Source organism: Pseudomonas sp. LBUM1658 (assembly GCF_059716055.1).
The window spans coordinates 1,419,183-1,437,583 of sequence record NZ_CP166798.1; the positions used below are offsets into that span (position 1 = coordinate 1,419,183).

Genomic DNA, 18,401 nt, shown 5'->3' on the forward strand with positions numbered 1-18,401 from the left:
ACAAGAAAGGTACTCCGATGAATGCGATCACTCGCCTCGCCACTGTCATTTCTCTCGCCTCGTTGTTTCCTCTCAGCGCCCTTGCTGCCGATGCCAAAGGCACGGTGGAAGTTGTGCACTGGTGGACCTCGGGTGGCGAAGCCAAAGCTGTCAAAGTCCTGGAAAATCTTGTGGAAAAAGACGGCTATGAATGGAAGGACAGCGCTGTCGCCGGTGGTGGCGGTGCCGCGGCCATGACCGTGCTGAAAACCCGCGCTGTCTCTGGCAACCCGCCTTCTGCCGCACAGATCAAAGGTCCGGACCTGCAAGAGTGGGGCGCACTGGGTCTGCTGACCAACCTCGATGAAGTCTCCAGCCAGAACAACTGGGACAAGCTGCTCTCCAAAACCGTTTCCGACACCATGAAATACGACGGGCACTACGTCGCAGTGCCGGTGAACATTCACCGGGTCAACTGGCTGTGGATCAATCCTGAAGTCTTCAAAAAAGCCGGCATCGACAAAGCCCCGACCACCCTCGAAGAATTCTATGCCGCTGGCGACAAGCTCAGGGCCGCCGGTTTCATCCCGCTGGCCCACGGCGGTCAGCCTTGGCAGGACAGCACGGTGTTCGAAAACCTGGTGCTGAGTATCATGGGCGCCGATGGCTACAAGAAAGCCTTCATCGACCTCGACGAGAAAACCCTGAGCGGCCAGAAGATGGTTGAAGTCTTCACCGCCCTGAAAAAAGTCGGCGGTTACATGGACGAAAACCGCGCCGGGCGTGACTGGAACATCGCCGCTGCCGAAGTCATCAACGGCAAGGCCGGCATGCAAATCATGGGCGATTGGGCCAAGAGCGAATGGACCGCGGCCGACAAGGTCGCCGGCAAGGACTACCAGTGCGTGCCGTTCCCCGGTACCCAAGGCAGCTACACCTACAACATCGACTCCCTGGCGATGTTCAAACTGTCGGCGAAGAACAACACCCCGGGCAATATCGCGGCGCAAAACGACGTGGCGAAGATCGCTCTGGAGCCTGAATTCCAGTACGTGTTCAACCAGAACAAAGGCTCGATCCCGGTGCGCAACGACCTCGACATGAGCAAGTTCGACGCCTGTGGCCAGGCGTCGGCGAAGGACTTCGCCGAAGCGGACAAGAACGGCAAGCTGGAGCCGAGCATGGCCCACAACATGGCCACGAGCCTGGCGGTACAGGGCGCGATCTTTGACGTGGTGACCAACTTCATGAGCGACAAGAATGCCGACCCGGCCAAGGCCGGCAAGCAGATGTCGTCGGCGATCAAAGCCGCTCTGTAGCAGCTGCACCCGCCGCAGGCACGCCTGCGGCCAACCCCTCACCGTTGCCTGTACGGCATGAGCCCCGGCCCATGTCGCTGGAGGCGCTCGGTCTGGATTTCACTTCTTCACCTGGACATTTCCGATGAGCTCTGTGGCGGTAATGCGCAAAACCTCACCGTTCGATGCACTGCAGCGTTGGCTACCCAAGTTGGTGCTGGCGCCAAGTATGCTGATCGTGCTGGTCGGTTTCTACGGTTACATAATCTGGACGTTCATTCTGTCCTTCACCAACTCCAGCTTTATGCCGAGCTACAAGTGGGTCGGCCTGCAGCAATACATTCGCCTGCTGGACAACGATCGCTGGTGGGTCGCGAGCAAAAACCTCGCGGTCTTCGGTGGGATGTTTATCGGTATCAGCCTGGTGCTCGGGGTGTTTCTCGCGGTGCTGCTGGACCAGCGGATTCGCAAGGAAGGCTTCATCCGCACCATCTACCTGTACCCGATGGCGCTGTCGATGATCGTCACCGGTACCGCCTGGAAGTGGCTGCTCAACCCGGGCCTGGGGCTGGACAAAATGATGCGCGATTGGGGATGGGAAGGCTTTCGCCTGGACTGGCTGGTGGATCAGGATCGGGTCGTCTATTGCCTGGTGATCGCCGCGGTCTGGCAGGCCTCGGGCTTTGTCATGGCGATGTTCCTGGCCGGACTGCGCGGGGTCGATCAGTCGATCATCCGCGCCGCCCAGGTCGATGGTGCGAGCCTGCCGACCATCTATTTGCGCATCGTTCTGCCAAGCCTGCGTCCGGTGTTTTTCAGCGCCTTCATGATCCTCGCGCACATTGCGATCAAGAGTTTCGATCTGGTGGCGGCGATGACCGCTGGCGGTCCGGGTTACTCCTCTGATTTGCCGGCGATGTTCATGTATTCCTTCACCTTCAGCCGTGGCCAGATGGGCATCGGTTCAGCCAGCGCGATGATGATGCTCGGCGCGATCCTGGCGATTCTGGTGCCGTACCTGTACTCCGAATTGCGAGGTAAGCGCCATGAGTAATCAGCTTGGCAAACCGGCCCTGAGCCTGAGCCGCGTGGCCATCTATGCGACCTTGTTGCTGGCTGCCGCGGTGTACTTGATCCCGCTGGTGGTGATGCTGCTGACCAGCTTCAAGAGCCCCGAAGACATCCGCACCGGCAACCTCCTGAGCTGGCCGCAAGTGATCGACGGCATTGGCTGGATCAAGGCCTGGGACACGGTCGGCGGCTACTTCTGGAACTCGGTGAAAATCACCGTTCCGGCGGTGTTGATCTCGACCTTCATCGGTGCGATGAACGGCTACGTGTTGTCGATGTGGCGCTTCCGTGGCTCGCAGCTGTTCTTCGGACTGTTGCTGTTCGGTTGCTTCCTGCCGTTCCAGACCGTGCTGCTGCCGGCCTCGTTCACCGTCGGCAAGCTCGGCCTGGCGAACACCACTACGGGTCTGGTGCTGGTGCACGTGGTCTACGGCCTGGCGTTCACCACGCTGTTCTTCCGCAACTACTACGTGAGCATCCCCGATGCGCTGGTCAAGGCGGCGCGGCTGGATGGCGCGGGGTTCTTCACCATTTTCGGGCGGATCCTGCTGCCGATGTCGGTGCCGATCATCATGGTCTGCCTGATCTGGCAGTTCACCCAGATCTGGAACGACTTCCTGTTCGGGGTGGTATTCGCCAGCGGCGATGCGCAACCGATCACCGTGGCCCTGAACAACCTGGTCAACACCAGCACCGGGGCCAAGGAATACAACGTTGATATGGCAGCGGCGATGATCGCCGGGCTGCCGACACTGCTGGTCTACATATTCGCTGGCAAGTATTTCCTGCGTGGGCTGACGTCCGGCGCGGTCAAGGGGTAGAACATGGCAACTCTCGAATTACGCAACGTCAACAAAACCTACGGCAGCGGTTTGCCGGACACCCTGAAAAACATCGAACTGAAGATCGATGACGGGGAGTTCCTGATCCTCGTCGGCCCGTCCGGCTGCGGCAAGTCGACCTTGATGAACTGCATCGCCGGCCTGGAAAACATCAGCGGCGGCTCGATCCTGGTGGACGACTCCGACATCAGCGGCATGAGCCCGAAAGATCGCGACATCGCCATGGTCTTTCAGTCCTATGCGCTGTACCCGACCATGAGCGTGCGCGACAACATCGCCTTCGGTTTGAAAATTCGCAAAATGCCGGCGGCCGAGATCGAAGAAGAAGTCGCCCGCGTCGCCAAGCTGCTGCAAATCGAACACCTGCTCGGGCGCAAGCCCGGTCAGCTTTCCGGTGGCCAGCAACAGCGGGTGGCCATGGGCCGGGCGCTGGCCCGGCGGCCGAAGATTTATCTGTTTGACGAACCGCTGTCCAACCTCGACGCCAAGCTGCGGGTCGAGATGCGCACCGAAATGAAACTGATGCACCAACGTCTGAAGACCACCACGGTCTACGTGACCCACGACCAGATCGAAGCCATGACCCTGGGCGACAAGGTGGCGGTGATGAAGGACGGGATCATTCAGCAATTCGGTACGCCGAAAGACATCTACAACAACCCGGCCAACCTGTTCGTCGCCAGCTTTATCGGCTCGCCGCCGATGAACTTTATCCCGCTGCGGTTGCAGCGCAAGGAAGGCCGCCTGCTGGCGTTGCTCGACAGCGGTCAGGCGCGCTGCGAGCTGCCGCTGGGCATGCAGGACGCCGGCCTCGAAGATCGCGAAGTGATCCTCGGCATGCGCCCGGAGCAGATCGTCCTGGCGCCGAGCGAGCCCAATGGTCTGCCGACCATTCGCGCCGAAGTCCAGGTCACCGAGCCCACCGGGCCGGACACCCTGGTGTTCGTCAACCTCAACGAAACCAAGGTCTGTTGCCGCCTCGCGCCGGACGTCGCGCCCGCTGTCGGCGAGACCCTGACCCTGCAATTCGATCCTTCCAAAGTATTGCTGTTCGACGCCAAGACCGGAGAACGCCTGGGGGCTGCCGGTCAACCGAAAGCCGAGGCCCGAGCCGCCAACGTTGCGCAATTCAAAGGCCGCTGAAGATCAAAAAATGTGGGAGCGAGCTTGCTCGCGATAGCGGTGTGACAGTCAACAGTGATGCTGAATGTGCTGGCCTCATCGCGAGCAAGCTCGCTCCCACAGGGGGTATGCGGCGCCCGCCGCAACCGATGTAAACCGCGTTAGAAAAAAACAGCTAATAACAATAAAACGAGGATGTAGGGATGATGAAGAAGAACAACGCTCAGCTCATCTGCCAATTGTCAGCGATTGCGCTGATGAGTCTGGCAGGCAGCGTGCATGCTGCTGAGGCGTTCAGCTCCGAGTCACAATGGATGACAGGTGACTGGGGGGGCGAGCGGACCAAGCTGATCGAAGCGGGCTACGACTTCACGCTGGAGTACGTGGGCGAGGTCGGTTCCAATCTCAAGGGCGGTTACAACGACGACACCACTGCACGATACAGCGACCAGTTTGCCATTGGCGCGAAACTGGATCTGGAAAAAATCTTCGGCTGGAACGACGCCGAATTCAAACTGGCGATTACCGAGCGTAGCGGTCGCAACATTTCCAACGACCGTATCGGCGATCCGCGTGCGGGTACTCTCAGTTCTTCCCAGGAAGTCTGGGGTCGTGGGCAGACCTGGCGGCTGACTCAGTTGTGGGTCAAGCAGAAATACTTCGACGGCAAGCTCGACGTCAAGGCCGGCTATTTCGGTGAAGGCGAAGACTTCAACACCTTCCCGTGCGACTTCCAGAACCTGGCGTTCTGTGGCTCGCAAGTGGGTAACTGGGTCGGCGACATCTGGTACAACTGGCCCGTCAGCCAGGCGGCGATCCGTGTGAAGTACAACATCACCCCTGAGCTTTACGCGCAAATCGGTGCGTACAACCAGAACCCGTCGCAACTGGAAACCGGCAACGGCTTCAAACTCAGCGGCAGTGGTACCGCAGGCACCATCATTCCGGTCGAGCTGGTCTGGTCACCTGACGTCAACAGCCTGCCGGGCGAGTACCGCGTCGGTTATTACAAAAGCACCGCCAAGGCCAATGATGTCTTGAAGGACTCCAATGGTCAGGACGCGGCAACGAGCGGCAATGCCTATCGCAGCCACAGCAGCAAGTCCGGCTACTGGTTCGTGGCGCAGCAGCAACTCACCGATCACAACGGTGACAAGAGCCGCGGCCTGAACATCGCCGCCAACGCCACCTTCCACGACAAGGACACCAACGTCGTCGACAACTACCAGCAGCTGATGCTGGTCTATAAAGGTCCGTTCAATGCACGTCCGAAAGACGACGTGGGCATCGGTATCGCTCGCATCCACGTCAATGAAGATGTGCAGAAAAATACCAAGCTGATCAACGCCGTCAACGGGATCGACGACTATGACAACCCGAGCTTCATGCCTGTCCGGGACACCGAGTACAACGCCGAGATCAACTACGGTTTCCACGTCACCAACTGGCTGACCGTGCGTCCCAACCTGCAATACATCAAACACCCGGGCGGTGTTGACCAGGTCGACGACGCGATCGTCGCCGGCCTGAAAATTCAGTCGGTGTTCTAACGCTCTTGCGATAAGCTCCGTCTCTATGTGCGCATTTTACGGATGGCCCAGGCTGTCCGTTTTTTTTTGGGGACTTGCGCAGGGTGCTTACGGTGGAAATGAGGGGCTTTCTGTGGCGAGGGGGCTTGCCCCCGCTGGGCTGCGAAGCAGCCCCAAAACCAATCACCGCGGTGTTTCAGGTAAACAGAATGTACCGGTTTACGACTGCTGCGCAGCCGAACGGGGCGATGCGGCGTTCCGACAAGCCCCCTCGCCACAGCAAGCTCCCTCGCCACAAATGATTTCAACTGGTAGGGCAAATGATTTTCAGGACCGCGGCACATGCATGAGCACCCGCTACAACGCTTTTTTACCTCCCTGCGCGAGCGCCCGACCTTTGCCTGGGAGCGTTATCAGGCGCGTGATGTGCTGGTGATCGATCATCCGCTGTGCCAAGCGGTGTTCAGCCGGCAGGGCGCGCAATTGCTGCACTTCCAACCGCGCAGGCAGAAGCCCTGGCTCTGGTGTGCGGCGAAGTGGCCGCAGGTCGGGGCGATCCGTGGTGGCGTGCCGGTGTGCTGGCCCTGGTATGGCCGTCATCCCAGCGAAAACGCCTGGCCTTCCCATGGCTGGGCGCGCTTGATCGACTGGAAGCTGCTCGACAGCAGCAATGAAGACGACGGGGTACGCCTGCACTGGCAATTGCAGCTGTGCGACTGGCAAGTGGATTTGCACGCACACCTGGGTGAAAGCCTGGACTTGCGCCTGAGCACCGAGCATCAGGACAGCCTGCCGTGCCAGTTGAGTCATGGGTTGCACGCCTACTGGCGTATTGGTGACGTTGCTGAGGTAGCGCTGTCTGGGCTCGACGGCGTGCAAGGTTACGACCAATTAAGCCGCCAGGCTTGCCTGCAAAAGGGCGAGTTGCGGGTCGAGGGCGGTTGCCAGCGAGTATTCCAACATGAAGGCGAATTGCAGCTGATCGATCACGCCTGGCAGCGCGAGTTATGCATCGATACCGGCGACAGCGCCGATACCGTAGTCTGGCACCCCGGGCCGAGGCCGTTGCTGGGGGTGAATTGGAACGAGGTTGCAGGCTTCGTCTGCGTCGAAGCGGCCCGGGGCGGGACCGACAGCCTCAGCCTGGCACCGGGGGAGAGGGCGCATTTGAGTTTGCAGGCGAGAGTCGGGGCTTAGGCCACAATCTGCGGTGCTGCGGCCATAACAGCCAATGAAGCTTTCGGCTTAATTAAACTCATCCCCAATCGGATACCGGCTGGCGTTGAGGCTTTCCTTGATCTTGCGCAGGTGCGGCTGGAAATCCACGCCGCGGCGCAAGGTCATGCCGGTGGCCAGTACGTCGAGCACCGTGAGCTGGATGATCCGCGAGGTCATTGGCATATAGATGTCGGTATCTTCCGGCAGCGGGATGTTCAGGCTCAGGGTGCTGGCCTTGGCCAAGGGCGAGCCGGCGGCGGTCAGGCCGAGTACCGAAGCGCCGTTCTCCCGGGCAATGCGCGCCACTTCCACCAGTTCGCGGGTGCGGCCGGTGTAGGAAATGATCACGAACAATTCGCCGGTATGCGCCACCGAGGCAATCATCCGCTGCATCAGCACGTCGGCATGGGCGGTGACGGCCAGGTTGAAACGGAAGAACTTGTGCTGGGCATCCAGGGCCACCGGGGCGGAAGCGCCGAGGCCGAAGAAGTGGATCTGCCGGGCCTGGATCAACAAGTCGACGGCGCGACTGATCAGGTTCGGGTCCAGCGCCTGGCAGGCGCTGTCCAGGGACGCGATGGCGCTGCCGAAGATCTTCTGGGTATAGGCTTCAGGGTTGTCATCCGCCTCCACCGCACGGCTGACATAGGCCGCGCCGCTGGCCAGGCTCTGGGCCAGCTGCAGCTTGAGTTCCGGGTAACCGCTGACGCCGAACGAGCGGCAGAAACGGTTGACCGTCGGTTCGCTGACCGAAGCGGCCTGGGCGAGGGCGGCGATGCTGAAGCGGGTCGCTTGCTGCGGATTGAGCAGGATGACTTCGGCGACTTTACGTTCAGCCTTGTTCAAATCTTCGAGGCGTTTCTGGATCGTTTCCAGGAGATTTCGCACGCGGTCCATTCGGATTTCCTTGGTCGGCTATGCAAATTGGGCCTTTGAATTGGCCCTTGGCGGTGGCCTATCCTACTGATGGCCTCGACCTACCACCACTCGGAATCTATATTTTGAGTAAATGTTGTGGTTATTACTACATTTTCCCTTGAGTGATGCCTAAAAAAAAGGTATTTGTAGCTTAACTTGATAAAAGAACAAACATCATGCCTTCGATTACGGTTGAACCTTGCACCTTTGCCCTGTTCGGCGCCCTTGGCGATCTGGCGCTTCGTAAGTTGTTTCCTGCCTTGTATCAGCTCGATGGCGCTGGCCTGCTGCACGAGGACTCGCGGATTATCGCGCTGGCCCGTGAGCCTGGCAGCGAGCAGCAGCATCTGGCCCTTATCGCGGCCGAACTGCGCCGTTATGTAGATGCCAAGGAATTCGACGAAGCCTTGGCTGAACGCTTCCTGGCGCGCCTGAGTTACCTGCATGTCGACTTCCTCAAGGCTGACGATTATGTCGCCCTGGCCGAGCAGGCTGGAAGCGCGCAGCGAGTGATTGCCTACTTCGCCACTCCGGCGGCGGTCTACGGGGCAATCTGCGAGAACCTGTCGAAGGTCGGCCTGACCGAGAACACCCGCGTGGTGCTGGAAAAGCCCATCGGCTCCGATCTCGAGTCGTCGCGCAAGGTCAATGATGCGGTGGCGCAGTACTTCCCGGAAAACCGCACCTACCGGATCGACCACTATCTGGGCAAAGAGACGGTACAGAACCTGATCGCCCTGCGCTTTGCCAACAGTCTGTTCGAAACCCAGTGGAACCAGAATTATATCTCCCACGTCGAAATTACCGTGGCCGAGAAGGTTGGTATCGAAGGCCGTTGGGGCTACTTCGACAAGGCTGGCCAGCTGCGGGACATGATCCAGAATCACCTGCTGCAACTGCTCTGCCTGATCGCCATGGACCCGCCGGCCGACCTGTCCGCCGACAGTATCCGTGACGAGAAAGTAAAGGTGCTCAAGGCCCTGGCGCCGATCAGCCCGGAAGGCCTGACTACCCAAGTAGTGCGCGGCCAGTACATCGCCGGCTACAGCGAAGGAAAATCGGTACCGGGTTACCTGGAGGAAGAAAACTCCAACACCCAGAGTGATACCGAAACCTTCGTCGCGCTGCGTGCCGACATTCGCAACTGGCGTTGGGCCGGGGTGCCGTTTTATCTGCGTACTGGCAAACGCATGCCGCAGAAGCTGTCGCAGATCGTCATCCACTTCAAGGAACCGTCGCACTACATCTTCGCCCCCGAGCAGCGCCTGCAGATCAGCAACAAACTGATCATCCGCCTGCAACCGGACGAAGGTATTTCCCTGCGGGTGATGACCAAGGAACAAGGCCTGGACAAGGGCATGCAGCTGCGCAGCGGTCCGTTGCAGCTGAATTTTTCCGACACCTACCGCAGTGCACGGATTCCCGATGCCTACGAGCGGTTGTTGCTGGAAGTAATGCGTGGCAATCAGAACCTGTTTGTCCGTAAAGATGAAATCGAAGCCGCGTGGAAATGGTGTGACCAGTTGATCGCCGGCTGGAAGAAGTCCGGTGATGCGCCCAAGCCGTACGCGGCCGGGTCCTGGGGGCCGATGAGCTCGATTGCACTGATTACGCGAGATGGGAGGTCGTGGTATGGCGATATCTGAATTGAAACTGCCTCAGGGCGTCAGCGCCCATGAGTTCCGCAGCCCGGTGCTGCTGGCCGAAGGCCTGGCACTGAAGGTGGCCAAGCACCTAAGCGACGCTATCAGCGAGCGCGGCACGGCGGTGCTGGTGGTGTCTGGCGGGCGCAGCCCGGTGGCGTTTTTCCAGCATCTGGCCAAGCAGTCGCTGGACTGGTCCAACGTGGTCGTCAGCCTGGCTGATGAACGCTGGGTACCGGTGGAACATGCCGACAGCAATGCCGGTCTGCTCAAACGTTATCTGTTGCAAGGTCCGGCGGCCAAGGCGCAGTTCCTCAGCCTTTATAGCGCAGCCGCCAATCTTGAACAGGCTGCCGAGCACGCCGATCGCCTGCTGGCTGAATTGCCTTCGATCGACGTCCTGATATTGGGCATGGGCGACGATGGGCATACCGCCTCGCTGTTCCCCAACAGCCCGAACCTGGAAGAAGCGCTCAAGCCTGATGGTTCACGCCGTTGCTGGCCAATGCTGGCGCCGACCGTGCCCCATCAGCGCCTGAGCATGAGCCGTGCGCTACTGGCCTCGGCCAAGACCACCGTTCTGTCGATATCCGGTCAGTCCAAACTGACCACCCTGAGTGCCGCACTGGCCGGCGACGATGTCGCCGAATTGCCGATTCGCGCGTTTTTGCAACCTACGTTAGAGATTTACTGGTGCCCATAAGCCAAGGATCAGCCGCTATGAAAAACCCACTCCCGACCGTTTCCATGGCGGACAAAGTTGCCCTGATCGACAGTCTCTGCGCCAAGGCGCGGATTCTGCCGGTGATCACCATCGCCCGCGAGCAAGACATTCTGCCTCTGGCCGATGCGCTGGCCGCTGGTGGTTTGACTGCCCTGGAAGTGACTCTGCGTTCGCAGTTCGGCCTCAAGGCGATTCAGCTACTGCGCGAGCAGCGTCCAGAGTTGGTCACTGGTGCTGGCACCGTGCTTGATCGCACCATGCTTGCCGCTGCTGAAGCGGCCGGCTCGCAATTCATTGTCACTCCAGGCATTACTCGCGACTTGCTCGAAGCCAGCGTCGACAGCCCGATTCCATTGTTGCCGGGGATCAGCAACGCTTCCGGGATCATGGAAGGCTACGCACTGGGTTACCGTCGCTTCAAGCTGTTTCCGGCGGAAGTCAGCGGCGGCGTCGCAGCGATCAAGGCCCTTGGCGGTCCGTTCGGCGAAGTGCGCTTCTGCCCGACTGGCGGCGTTACCCCGGCCAATATCAAAAGCTACATGGCGTTGAAGAACGTGATGTGCGTCGGTGGTAGCTGGATGCTGGATCCCGAGTGGATCAGGAACGGCGACTGGGCCCGGATCCAGGAGTGCACCGCCGAGGCATTGGCTCTGCTGGACTGATTGGATTTTACTGAAAAATCGTTGTTGTTCTACGGCTTTACGGCGCACTTGGTCAGTGCGCCGTTTTTTTTGCCTGCAGATTAGGGGCCTGGCAGCGATCCGGTCTCTATTGTAGGAGCGAGCTTGGTCGCGATGGACGTTAACGATAACGCGTGCATTCTGAATAAACGCGCCGCCCTTGAGTTCATCGCGAGCAAACGGAACGCCGCCCGGCTGCTCCTACATCAGTTCAATGAGCGCTTTTGCCAACAACCGCATATCCGCCGCGCTAGTGGTAAACCCTGGTGTTATCCGAATGCACGGGCCGCATGCCGAGCCGCTGCGCACCACGGTAAACAGGTTGTAGTCGTTGAGCAGCCGTTCGACCATCGCTTGCTGATCAGGGTGTCGAGTGAAGCGCATTGAGGTGATGCCGCAATACAGTCGCGGGTCGTCCGGGGTCATCACTTCAATGCCCGGCAGCTCGCGAACTTTGTTCACCCACAAATTGCGCAGATAATTCAGCCGCGCGCCTTTGGCGGCCGAACCGCCCATGATTTGATGTTCCTCAAACACCAGCGGCAGGGTCAGCAGCGCCGGAATATTGGGCGTGCTGTGGGCGGTGCGTGAACGGATGTCGGAGATCGGGAAATGACTTTCCCCCATATCCGGATCAATGTCGGCCAGACGTTGCGGGGCGATATAGAGAAAGCCCAGGGTTAGTGGCGAGCCGATCCATTTCTGCAGATTGAAACCGGCAAAGGAAATACCCAGCTCCTCGAGGTCGAACTCGATCTGGCCGAAGGCGTGGGCACCATCGAGGATCACATCGACCCCATGTTCGCGCGCCGCCGCGGCAATCGCCTGGACCGGCATGACCAGCCCGGTGCGGTGGGTCACATGGGTCAGCGCCATCAGCTTCAAGCGCGGGTAGCGCACGAAAGCCTCGCGGTAGCTCGCCAGCAAGCTGTCGAAGCTGGCGGGGTGGCGATGTTCGATCTCGATCACTTCTACCCCGCGATGGCGCGCCAGCCAGCGCATCGCGCCTTTGACCGTGCCGTACTCCAGGTCGCTGAGCAGCACTTGGTCGCCCGGTTGCAAGGCGTTGTAGTTGCGAATCAGCGATTGCAGGGCATCCGAGGCGCAGCGGGTAAAGGCGACCGCATTGGGGACTACCCCCAGCAACTCGGCCAGTTGCTCGCGAATCTGCACACTTTCGATTTGATCGAATTGCTGGCGCACATGCACCGAGTTGCTGCGGTTGATGAAGGCGATATTGCGCTGGTATTCATCGACCACGGTGCGGCTCATGCGCCCGAAGTAACCGTTTTCCAGGTTAATGGGGCCTGGCTCGACTTCGAAACGATGGGCGAACGTGCTCCAAAAAGCTTCATCGTGGGCGTGGCAGGGGTACTCGGGCATGGTTGACTCGCTCAGTGACGCGGTTTGGGTTTGCCGTGCTTGACGCGCAACGGGTCGAGCAGGTCGGACAAGCCGTTGTGATCGATCTCCTGCATCAAGGCCAACAATCCGCCTAATTCACCATGAGGGAAACCTTCGCGAGCAAACCAGTTGAGGTACTGACCAGGGAGGTCGGCAATGATGCGGCCCTTGTATTTGCCAAAGGGCATTTCGCGAGTGACCAGCAGTTCAAGCTTTTCGGGATTCATGGCACAGCCGTCTTGATTCAACGTCTTGGAAAATACAGGCATTCTGCATGCAGGCCAAATGACAGATCATGCAAATAACGCGGATACAGATCACCCCTAAAAATTAACTATTTGAAAAACAACCATAAAAAATCCAATCCGGGCTGGCATGCGAGATGCAACGGCTATTGCACCTCTCTCAACCTGGAAGGAATTGAAAAATGACCGACATGAATAAAGAAGCGATTTCAGTTTTAAACGATTTGATTGAGACCAGCAAGGATGGACAGGAGGGCTTCAAGACCTGTGCTGAAGACATCAAGAATCCAGAACTCAAAGCGCTGTTCGTCCAACGTTCGTCCGACTGCGCCACTGCCGCTGCTGAATTGCAGACCGCCGTGCGCTCGATGGGTGGTGATCCGGAAATGTCTACCAGTGTCAGCGGCGATCTGCACCGCCGTTGGGTCGACCTCAAGTCGCTGGTCACCGGCAAGGACGAAGAGGCTGTGCTTAACGAAGCCGAACGCGGTGAAGACCATGCGTTGAAGGCTTACAAAAGCGCGTTGGAAACCATCAACAAACATAACCTGGTGGGCATTCGGGATCTGGTAGAACGCCAATACCATGGAGTGCAACGCAACCACGACCAGGTAAAAGCCCTGCGCAATCAGGCGCGAGCCCGTTCGTAAGCGCTGTTTGCCGAGAAAAAACGCCAGCCAGTCTGGCGTTTTTTTATGAATCGGAATTAGCGCTGGACTAGCATTAGTTAGCTAGCTAATAATTGTCTCGTCCCATCCCCGCGCTTATCCCGGCTATCGTTACGTTGTCGTTTCAAGGGTTCCTTCCGTGCGTATGACCTTGCAGGCTCTGCTTGCACCTGACCTTCCCGCGCTGCAATTCGCGATCAAAACTGTGCTCGGCGCTGGCCTGGCGCTGTGGCTGGCGTTGCGCTGGGGGCTGGAGCAACCGGCCTGGGCCTTGATGACGGCGATTATCGTCGCGCAGCCGCTGTCTGGCATGGTGGTGCAGAAGGGGCTGGCCCGGTTGGTGGGCACCCTGGTTGGAACCTTCATGTCAGTGGTGTTCATGGGCTTTTTTGCCCAGACTCCCTGGTTGTTTTTGCTGGCGCTGGCGCTGTGGCTGGGCCTGTGCACGGCCAGTTCGACCTTGCTGCGCAGCGCCTGGTCCTATTCTTTTGTGCTGGCCGGTTACACCGTGGCGATCATTGCCTTGCCGGCACTGACTCATCCGTTGACGGTGTTCGATCAGGCTGTGGCGCGCTGCACGGAAATCAGTCTCGGGATTGTCTGCGCCACCGCCAGCAGCGCTTTGCTCTGGCCGATGCGAGTCGAACGGCAACTGGCCGATCAAGCACGCACGGCCTGGCAGAGTGGCTTGCACGCCGCTCGTGCAACCTTGGCCGGCGATGCTCAGGCGCGTAGAGGATTGTTGGAAATTCTCGGGCGGATCGTCGCGGTGGATGCTCAGCGCGAGCATGCCTGGTTCGAGGGCGGCCTGGGTCGCCAGCGTGCGCGGGCCATCAGCGGCTTGAGTCAGAAGCTGTTGATGCTGCTGCGGATTGCCCGTTCGGCGCGCCGCCAGTGGCGGCAACTGGACGAGCACGAAGCCGCGCAACTGGCGCCCTGGTTGAATGAAGTGCAACAGGCGCTGGATGTCTCGGGTGCCTCGGCTCTGCAATCCTTGCGCCCGCGGCTGTTGGACGCCGCCCATGACCCGCAGATCAGCCCGGCACAAAGTTATTGCCTGGCGCGCCTGGCCTTGCTGCTGGATACCGCGTTGGGAGCGGGGCTGGCGTTGCGTTCGGTGGAGGAGGGCAGCAAGCCGAGCGAGCAACCCAACAGCCTGGCTCCCCATCGCGACCTTGCACTGGCGCTGGTGTTCGGGGTTCGCAGTGCCCTGGCCTTTTTAACCGTCGCCTGCTTCTGGCTGGCGACTGCCTGGCCGGCTGCATCGGGGGCGATGCTGTTGACCTGTGTGGTCTGCAGCCTGTTTGCCAGCCGCGAAAATGGCGCGCAGATCGGCATGAGTTTTTTGCGCGGGATCCTGCTGGCGATACCCGTGGCCTTTGTCGTCGGTGAAATCCTGCTGCCGCAATGGAGCGGGTTCCCGATGCTGTGCATGGCCATGGGCGTGCCGCTGTTCTTCGGCGCACTGGGTATGGCCAAGCCACAGATCGGCGCGACGGCCACCTCCTTTTGTTTGCACTTTGTGGTGCTGGTGTCGCCGTTGAACGCGATGAAGTTTGATGTCGCGACCTTCTTGAACAGCGCCCAGGCGATATTGCTCGGAGTCGGCGCAGCGGTGCTGGCCTTCCATCTGCTGATCCTGCGTGACCCGGCGTGGCATGGTCGGCGATTGCTGGCCGCGACCCTCGACGATCTCGTGCGGTTGACCCGACGTAACCTGCGTGGTGCCGAAAGCTGGTTCGGCGGGCGCATGGCCGATCGGCTGCTGCAACTGGCGCGGCATTACCCGGAATTACCGCAACAGGCCCGCAGCCGCTGGGATGACGGTTTGCTCGGGTTGGATATCGGCGATGAACTGCTGCATTTGCGCTTGAGTCTGGCTGTGGCGCAGGTGCCGGTCAGCAGGCAGCAGCGAAATTATCTTCAGCAGCTTGAAAGCCTGCTGCAGCAAGGTCCGGCCGCGAGCCGCGCCGATGCACTCGCGCAACCCGGTGCGGCGTTACTCAAAGCCCTGCAAGCCTTGCCGCCCAGCGATGCGCTGAAACTGGCCGAAGGCGCGGTGCTGCAATTGCATAACAGTTGGCGCAACTGGTGTCGCCAGCAGGAGGAAAACCATGGGGTTGCGTGAGTGGTCGCTGGGCGGGATCCTGCTCAGTCCATTTCTGATATATGTCGTGCTGGCCTTGTTGCTGACGGGGGCGTTGCGCATGTTGCTGCGCGTCACGCCGTTGGGACGCTGGATCTGGCACGAAGCACTATTCGATTGTGCCTTGTACGTCTGTGTATTGACCCTGGTCACCGTCATCCTCGGACCCTTATAAGGAGTTGCCCATGCGTACATCGGTACGTGTCGCTATTACCCTGTGCCTGGTGGCTGTGGCGCTGTTCGCCGGCTTCCATCTGTGGCAGTACTATATGCTCACGCCCTGGACCCGGGATGCGAAGATTCGTGCCGACGTAGTGATTGTCGCGCCGGACGTTTCTGGTTGGGTGCGCCAGCTCAAGGCCTACGATAACCAACAGGTAAAAGCCGGCGATGTGCTGTTAAGTATCGACCGCGAGCGTTTCGAAGCGGCCCTGGAAAAAGCCCAGGCGGTGGTGCAGACCCGTCAACAGCAACTCAGTTTGCGTGAGCATGAAGCGAGTCGCCGCGCCAGTCTCGGCCCGCAGGCGATCAGTGCCGAACTGCGCGAGAACGCGCAGATCAACGCCGGAATTGCCCGGGGAGAACTGCGCCAGGCCCAGGCTGAAGCCAAGGTCGCCGAACTCAATCTGGCCCGCAGTCAGGTGCATGCCCCACGCAGCGGACACATCACCAACCTGCGCCTGGCTGAAGGCAACTACGTGAATGCCGGACAGCCGGTGATGGCCTTGATCGATGATTCGACCTTCTACGTGCAAGCCTATTTCGAAGAGACCAAGTTACCGCGAATTCGGGTCGGTGACCCGGTCAAAGTCTGGCTGATGAGTGCCGGCGAAGCGTTGCAAGGGCATGTCGAAAGCGTCAGCCGCGGCATCACCGACCGCAACGCCACACCGGATGCGCAACTGCTGGCAGAAGTGGAACCGACCTTCAACTGGGTACGTCTGGCGCAGCGGATCCCGGTGCGGATCAAGTTCGACAAACTGCCTGAGGGGATCAATCTGAGCGCGGGGATGACCGCGAGTGTGCAGGTGCAGGAGGGGAGCAGGTAGTTGAAGCACAGTGATTCATTGTGGCGAGGGAGCTTGCTCCCGCTCGGCCGGTCCGCGTTCGGGCGCAGCAGTCGTAATCCGGTAAATGCGGTTTACCTGTAACACCTCGGTGGATGGTTTTGGGGCCGCTTCGCAGCCCAACGGGGGCAAGCCCCCTCGCCACAGCAAGCTCCCTCGCCACAGTCAGCGCTCGACGCTTGCCCCCAAAATATCAGCCAATGCTGATCGCCGGCAACTTCGGCAATGTCACGGTCTGCTGCTTGCGCGGAGCGAGGATCTCGGCCTCGCCATCCACCACCAACTCATCACGCTGGTTGAACACCCGAGTGGCGATGCGCACACGGAATTTCGGCAGCTTCTCGAGGATTTCCAGGCGTACGGTCAGGGTATCGCCGATCTTCACCGGCTTCTGGAAGCTCATTTGCTGACCGAGATAGATAGTACCCGGCCCAGGCAATTCGCAGGCAACTGCAGCGCTGATCAGGGCGCCGCTGAACATGCCGTGAGCGATGCGCTCCTTGAACATGGTGGCTGCAGCGAACTCGGCATCGAGGTGCACCGGATTGTGGTCGCCGGACATCTCGGCAAACAGCTGAATATCACGCTCTTCGACAGTTTTGCTGTAGCTGGCGGTCTGCCCGACTTCGAGGGCTCCGTAAGGGGTGTTGGTAACCTGGGTCATCTGTCTCGAGTCCTGTGACGAATTAAATTAACTAGCTTCGATTGTTGAAAGTTATTCGGTTTTGGCCGGCCGGCGATGGTTCAGCGCCTGCGACAGCCAGGCCAGCACATCGGCGATCACTTCATCGCGATTGCTTTCATTGAACAGTTCATGCCGCGCCTGCGGGTAGATATTCAGTTGCAGGTATTGACTCCCGGCCGCGCGCAACGCGTCGGCCAGGTCTTTGAGACGTGTGCCATTGCTCACCGGATCACATTCGCCGCCCATCACCAACAGGGGCAGGCCCGGATCGATCTGAGCGAGATTGGACGCTTTGCTGATTTGCTGCAAGCCACCGAGCAGGTCGATCCATAGCTGATTGGTGCAGCGGAAGCCGCAGAGCGGGTCTTTGGCGTACTTGTCGACTTCGTCGGGATTGCGGCTGAGCCAGTCAAAAGGTGTTCGATTGGGTTTAAAGGCTTTGTTAAACGATCCAAACGACAACCATTCGATCAGCGCGCTGCGGCCGGTAGCACCCTGGCGCAAGCGTTCAAATCGCGCGATCAGGCGGGCTGCGCGGTAGAGCGCAATGGGCTGAAAGTTCGAACCACTGAGAATCGCCCCGTGCAGGCTGGCGCTGTGGTGCAGCAGGTAGGCCTGGGCGAGGTAACTGCCCATGCTGTGGCCGAGCAGCACAATAGGTGTTCCAGGATACTGCTGGCCGATGTGCTGGTTGAGACAGGCCAGATCACCGACCACTTTTTGCCAGCCATCCTGGTCCGCGTAATACCCCAGCACGCCATGCTCGGCGGTTTTGCCGTGACCGCGCAGGTCCAGCGCGTACAGCCCATAGCCATTGGCGCAGAGCACTTCGGCGAGGTGGGCATAGCGACCGCTGTGTTCAGCCATGCCGTGGGCCAGCAGGATCAATGCCTTGGGTCGGCCTTCGGGTAACCACTGGTTGACGAAAAGGCGACAGCGGTCACTCGCGGTCAGCCAGAAAGTATCGTGGATCATGGCGATTCCTTTGCACGGGGTCGCTGCATTGTATAGCGCATCCTTTGCTTAACGTCTGATCAGGCCACGCCACGGCAGGAAGATTCACGCGATCTATGACGCTGTTCGGCATATTTGCCTGAATCGCCATAGCTGCTAACGTCCGGAGAGCCCCGCCTTTCAAAGAGACAGAGATGCGGACCGGACA

At 59.7% G+C, this 18,401-nt stretch carries 18 protein-coding genes; 13 read left to right on the top strand and 5 right to left on the bottom strand.

Going from position 1 to position 18,401, the window contains the following annotated elements; translation table 11 throughout:
- The first annotated feature begins 17 nt into the window (after positions 1-17).
- The 6 genes from ACA064_RS06470 to ACA064_RS06495 all read left to right on the top strand — a co-directional run bounded on the left by ACA064_RS06470 (position 18) and on the right by ACA064_RS06495 (position 7,038).
- A complete protein-coding gene (locus tag ACA064_RS06470) occupies positions 18-1,298 on the top strand; it encodes an ABC transporter substrate-binding protein (RefSeq protein ID WP_497672639.1) in 1,281 nt (426 codons plus the stop codon).
- 124 nt (positions 1,299-1,422) lie between these two features.
- A complete protein-coding gene (locus ACA064_RS06475) occupies positions 1,423-2,331 on the top strand; it encodes a carbohydrate ABC transporter permease (protein WP_150643904.1) in 909 nt (302 codons plus the stop codon).
- Complete coding sequence (locus tag ACA064_RS06480; RefSeq protein ID WP_150643903.1) at positions 2,324-3,169, top strand: carbohydrate ABC transporter permease; 846 nt, start codon at positions 2,324-2,326, stop codon at positions 3,167-3,169. Before ACA064_RS06475 ends, ACA064_RS06480 begins: the two co-directional genes overlap by 8 nt.
- 3 nt (positions 3,170-3,172) lie before the next feature.
- Entirely contained in the window at positions 3,173-4,333 is a 1,161-nt protein-coding gene (locus tag ACA064_RS06485) for an ABC transporter ATP-binding protein (RefSeq protein ID WP_497672640.1), read from the top strand.
- Between the two features lie 182 nt (positions 4,334-4,515).
- A complete protein-coding gene (locus tag ACA064_RS06490) occupies positions 4,516-5,862 on the top strand; it encodes a carbohydrate porin (protein WP_497672641.1) in 1,347 nt (448 codons plus the stop codon).
- A gap of 321 nt (positions 5,863-6,183) precedes the next feature.
- Positions 6,184-7,038: a D-hexose-6-phosphate mutarotase gene (locus tag ACA064_RS06495; RefSeq protein ID WP_497672642.1), complete on the top strand. Its 855-nt coding sequence runs from the start codon at positions 6,184-6,186 to the stop codon at positions 7,036-7,038.
- A gap of 48 nt (positions 7,039-7,086) precedes the next feature.
- Here ACA064_RS06495 and ACA064_RS06500 read toward each other — a convergent pair whose 3' ends face one another.
- Entirely contained in the window at positions 7,087-7,947 is an 861-nt protein-coding gene (locus ACA064_RS06500; protein WP_497674182.1) for a MurR/RpiR family transcriptional regulator, read from the bottom strand.
- 206 nt (positions 7,948-8,153) lie between these two features.
- Between ACA064_RS06500 and zwf the strand changes: the two genes are divergently transcribed.
- From zwf to ACA064_RS06515, 3 genes are read left to right on the top strand one after another with little or no spacing between them, the layout of a single operon-like run.
- Positions 8,154-9,623 (top strand): glucose-6-phosphate dehydrogenase, encoded by a 1,470-nt coding sequence (zwf, locus tag ACA064_RS06505; protein WP_497672643.1) that lies wholly within the window; start codon positions 8,154-8,156, stop codon positions 9,621-9,623.
- Positions 9,610-10,323, top strand: coding sequence for a 6-phosphogluconolactonase (gene pgl / locus ACA064_RS06510; RefSeq protein ID WP_497672644.1), 714 nt, complete (start codon positions 9,610-9,612; stop codon positions 10,321-10,323). Before zwf ends, pgl begins: the two co-directional genes overlap by 14 nt.
- Before the next feature lie 17 nt (positions 10,324-10,340).
- On the top strand, positions 10,341-11,006 hold the full coding sequence (locus ACA064_RS06515) for a bifunctional 4-hydroxy-2-oxoglutarate aldolase/2-dehydro-3-deoxy-phosphogluconate aldolase (protein WP_497672645.1): 666 nt from the start codon (positions 10,341-10,343) through the stop codon (positions 11,004-11,006).
- A 219-nt stretch (positions 11,007-11,225) separates the two neighbouring features.
- Here ACA064_RS06515 and ACA064_RS06520 read toward each other — a convergent pair whose 3' ends face one another.
- Complete coding sequence (locus ACA064_RS06520; RefSeq protein WP_497672646.1) at positions 11,226-12,407, bottom strand: aminotransferase class V-fold PLP-dependent enzyme; 1,182 nt, start codon at positions 12,405-12,407, stop codon at positions 11,226-11,228.
- Positions 12,408-12,418: 11 nt separating this feature from the next.
- The gene (locus tag ACA064_RS06525) at positions 12,419-12,655 is read right to left on the bottom strand and encodes a DUF3820 family protein (RefSeq protein WP_419117808.1); all 237 of its coding nucleotides are present in this window, start codon (positions 12,653-12,655) and stop codon (positions 12,419-12,421) included.
- Between the two features lie 200 nt (positions 12,656-12,855).
- Here ACA064_RS06525 and ACA064_RS06530 point away from each other — a divergent pair, with 200 nt between their 5' ends.
- The 4 genes from ACA064_RS06530 (at position 12,856) to ACA064_RS06545 (ending at position 16,536) form a co-directional block, all read left to right on the top strand.
- Positions 12,856-13,323, top strand: a complete 468-nt coding sequence (locus ACA064_RS06530) for a ferritin-like domain-containing protein (RefSeq protein WP_497672647.1) — start codon at positions 12,856-12,858, stop codon at positions 13,321-13,323.
- A gap of 157 nt (positions 13,324-13,480) precedes the next feature.
- A complete protein-coding gene (locus ACA064_RS06535) occupies positions 13,481-15,469 on the top strand; it encodes an FUSC family protein (RefSeq protein ID WP_497672648.1) in 1,989 nt (662 codons plus the stop codon).
- A complete protein-coding gene (locus ACA064_RS06540) occupies positions 15,456-15,662 on the top strand; it encodes a DUF1656 domain-containing protein (RefSeq protein WP_497672649.1) in 207 nt (68 codons plus the stop codon). The genes ACA064_RS06535 and ACA064_RS06540 overlap by 14 nt, the downstream gene beginning before the upstream one ends.
- A gap of 10 nt (positions 15,663-15,672) precedes the next feature.
- Positions 15,673-16,536: an efflux RND transporter periplasmic adaptor subunit gene (locus ACA064_RS06545; protein ID WP_497672650.1), complete on the top strand. Its 864-nt coding sequence runs from the start codon at positions 15,673-15,675 to the stop codon at positions 16,534-16,536.
- Positions 16,537-16,747: 211 nt separating this feature from the next.
- Here ACA064_RS06545 and ACA064_RS06550 read toward each other — a convergent pair whose 3' ends face one another.
- Both ACA064_RS06550 and ACA064_RS06555 read right to left on the bottom strand, forming a co-directional pair.
- Positions 16,748-17,218 (bottom strand): MaoC family dehydratase, encoded by a 471-nt coding sequence (locus ACA064_RS06550; protein ID WP_497672651.1) that lies wholly within the window; start codon positions 17,216-17,218, stop codon positions 16,748-16,750.
- A 51-nt stretch (positions 17,219-17,269) separates the two neighbouring features.
- Complete coding sequence (locus ACA064_RS06555; RefSeq protein ID WP_497672652.1) at positions 17,270-18,214, bottom strand: alpha/beta hydrolase; 945 nt, start codon at positions 18,212-18,214, stop codon at positions 17,270-17,272.
- Positions 18,215-18,401: the final 187 nt, after the last annotated feature.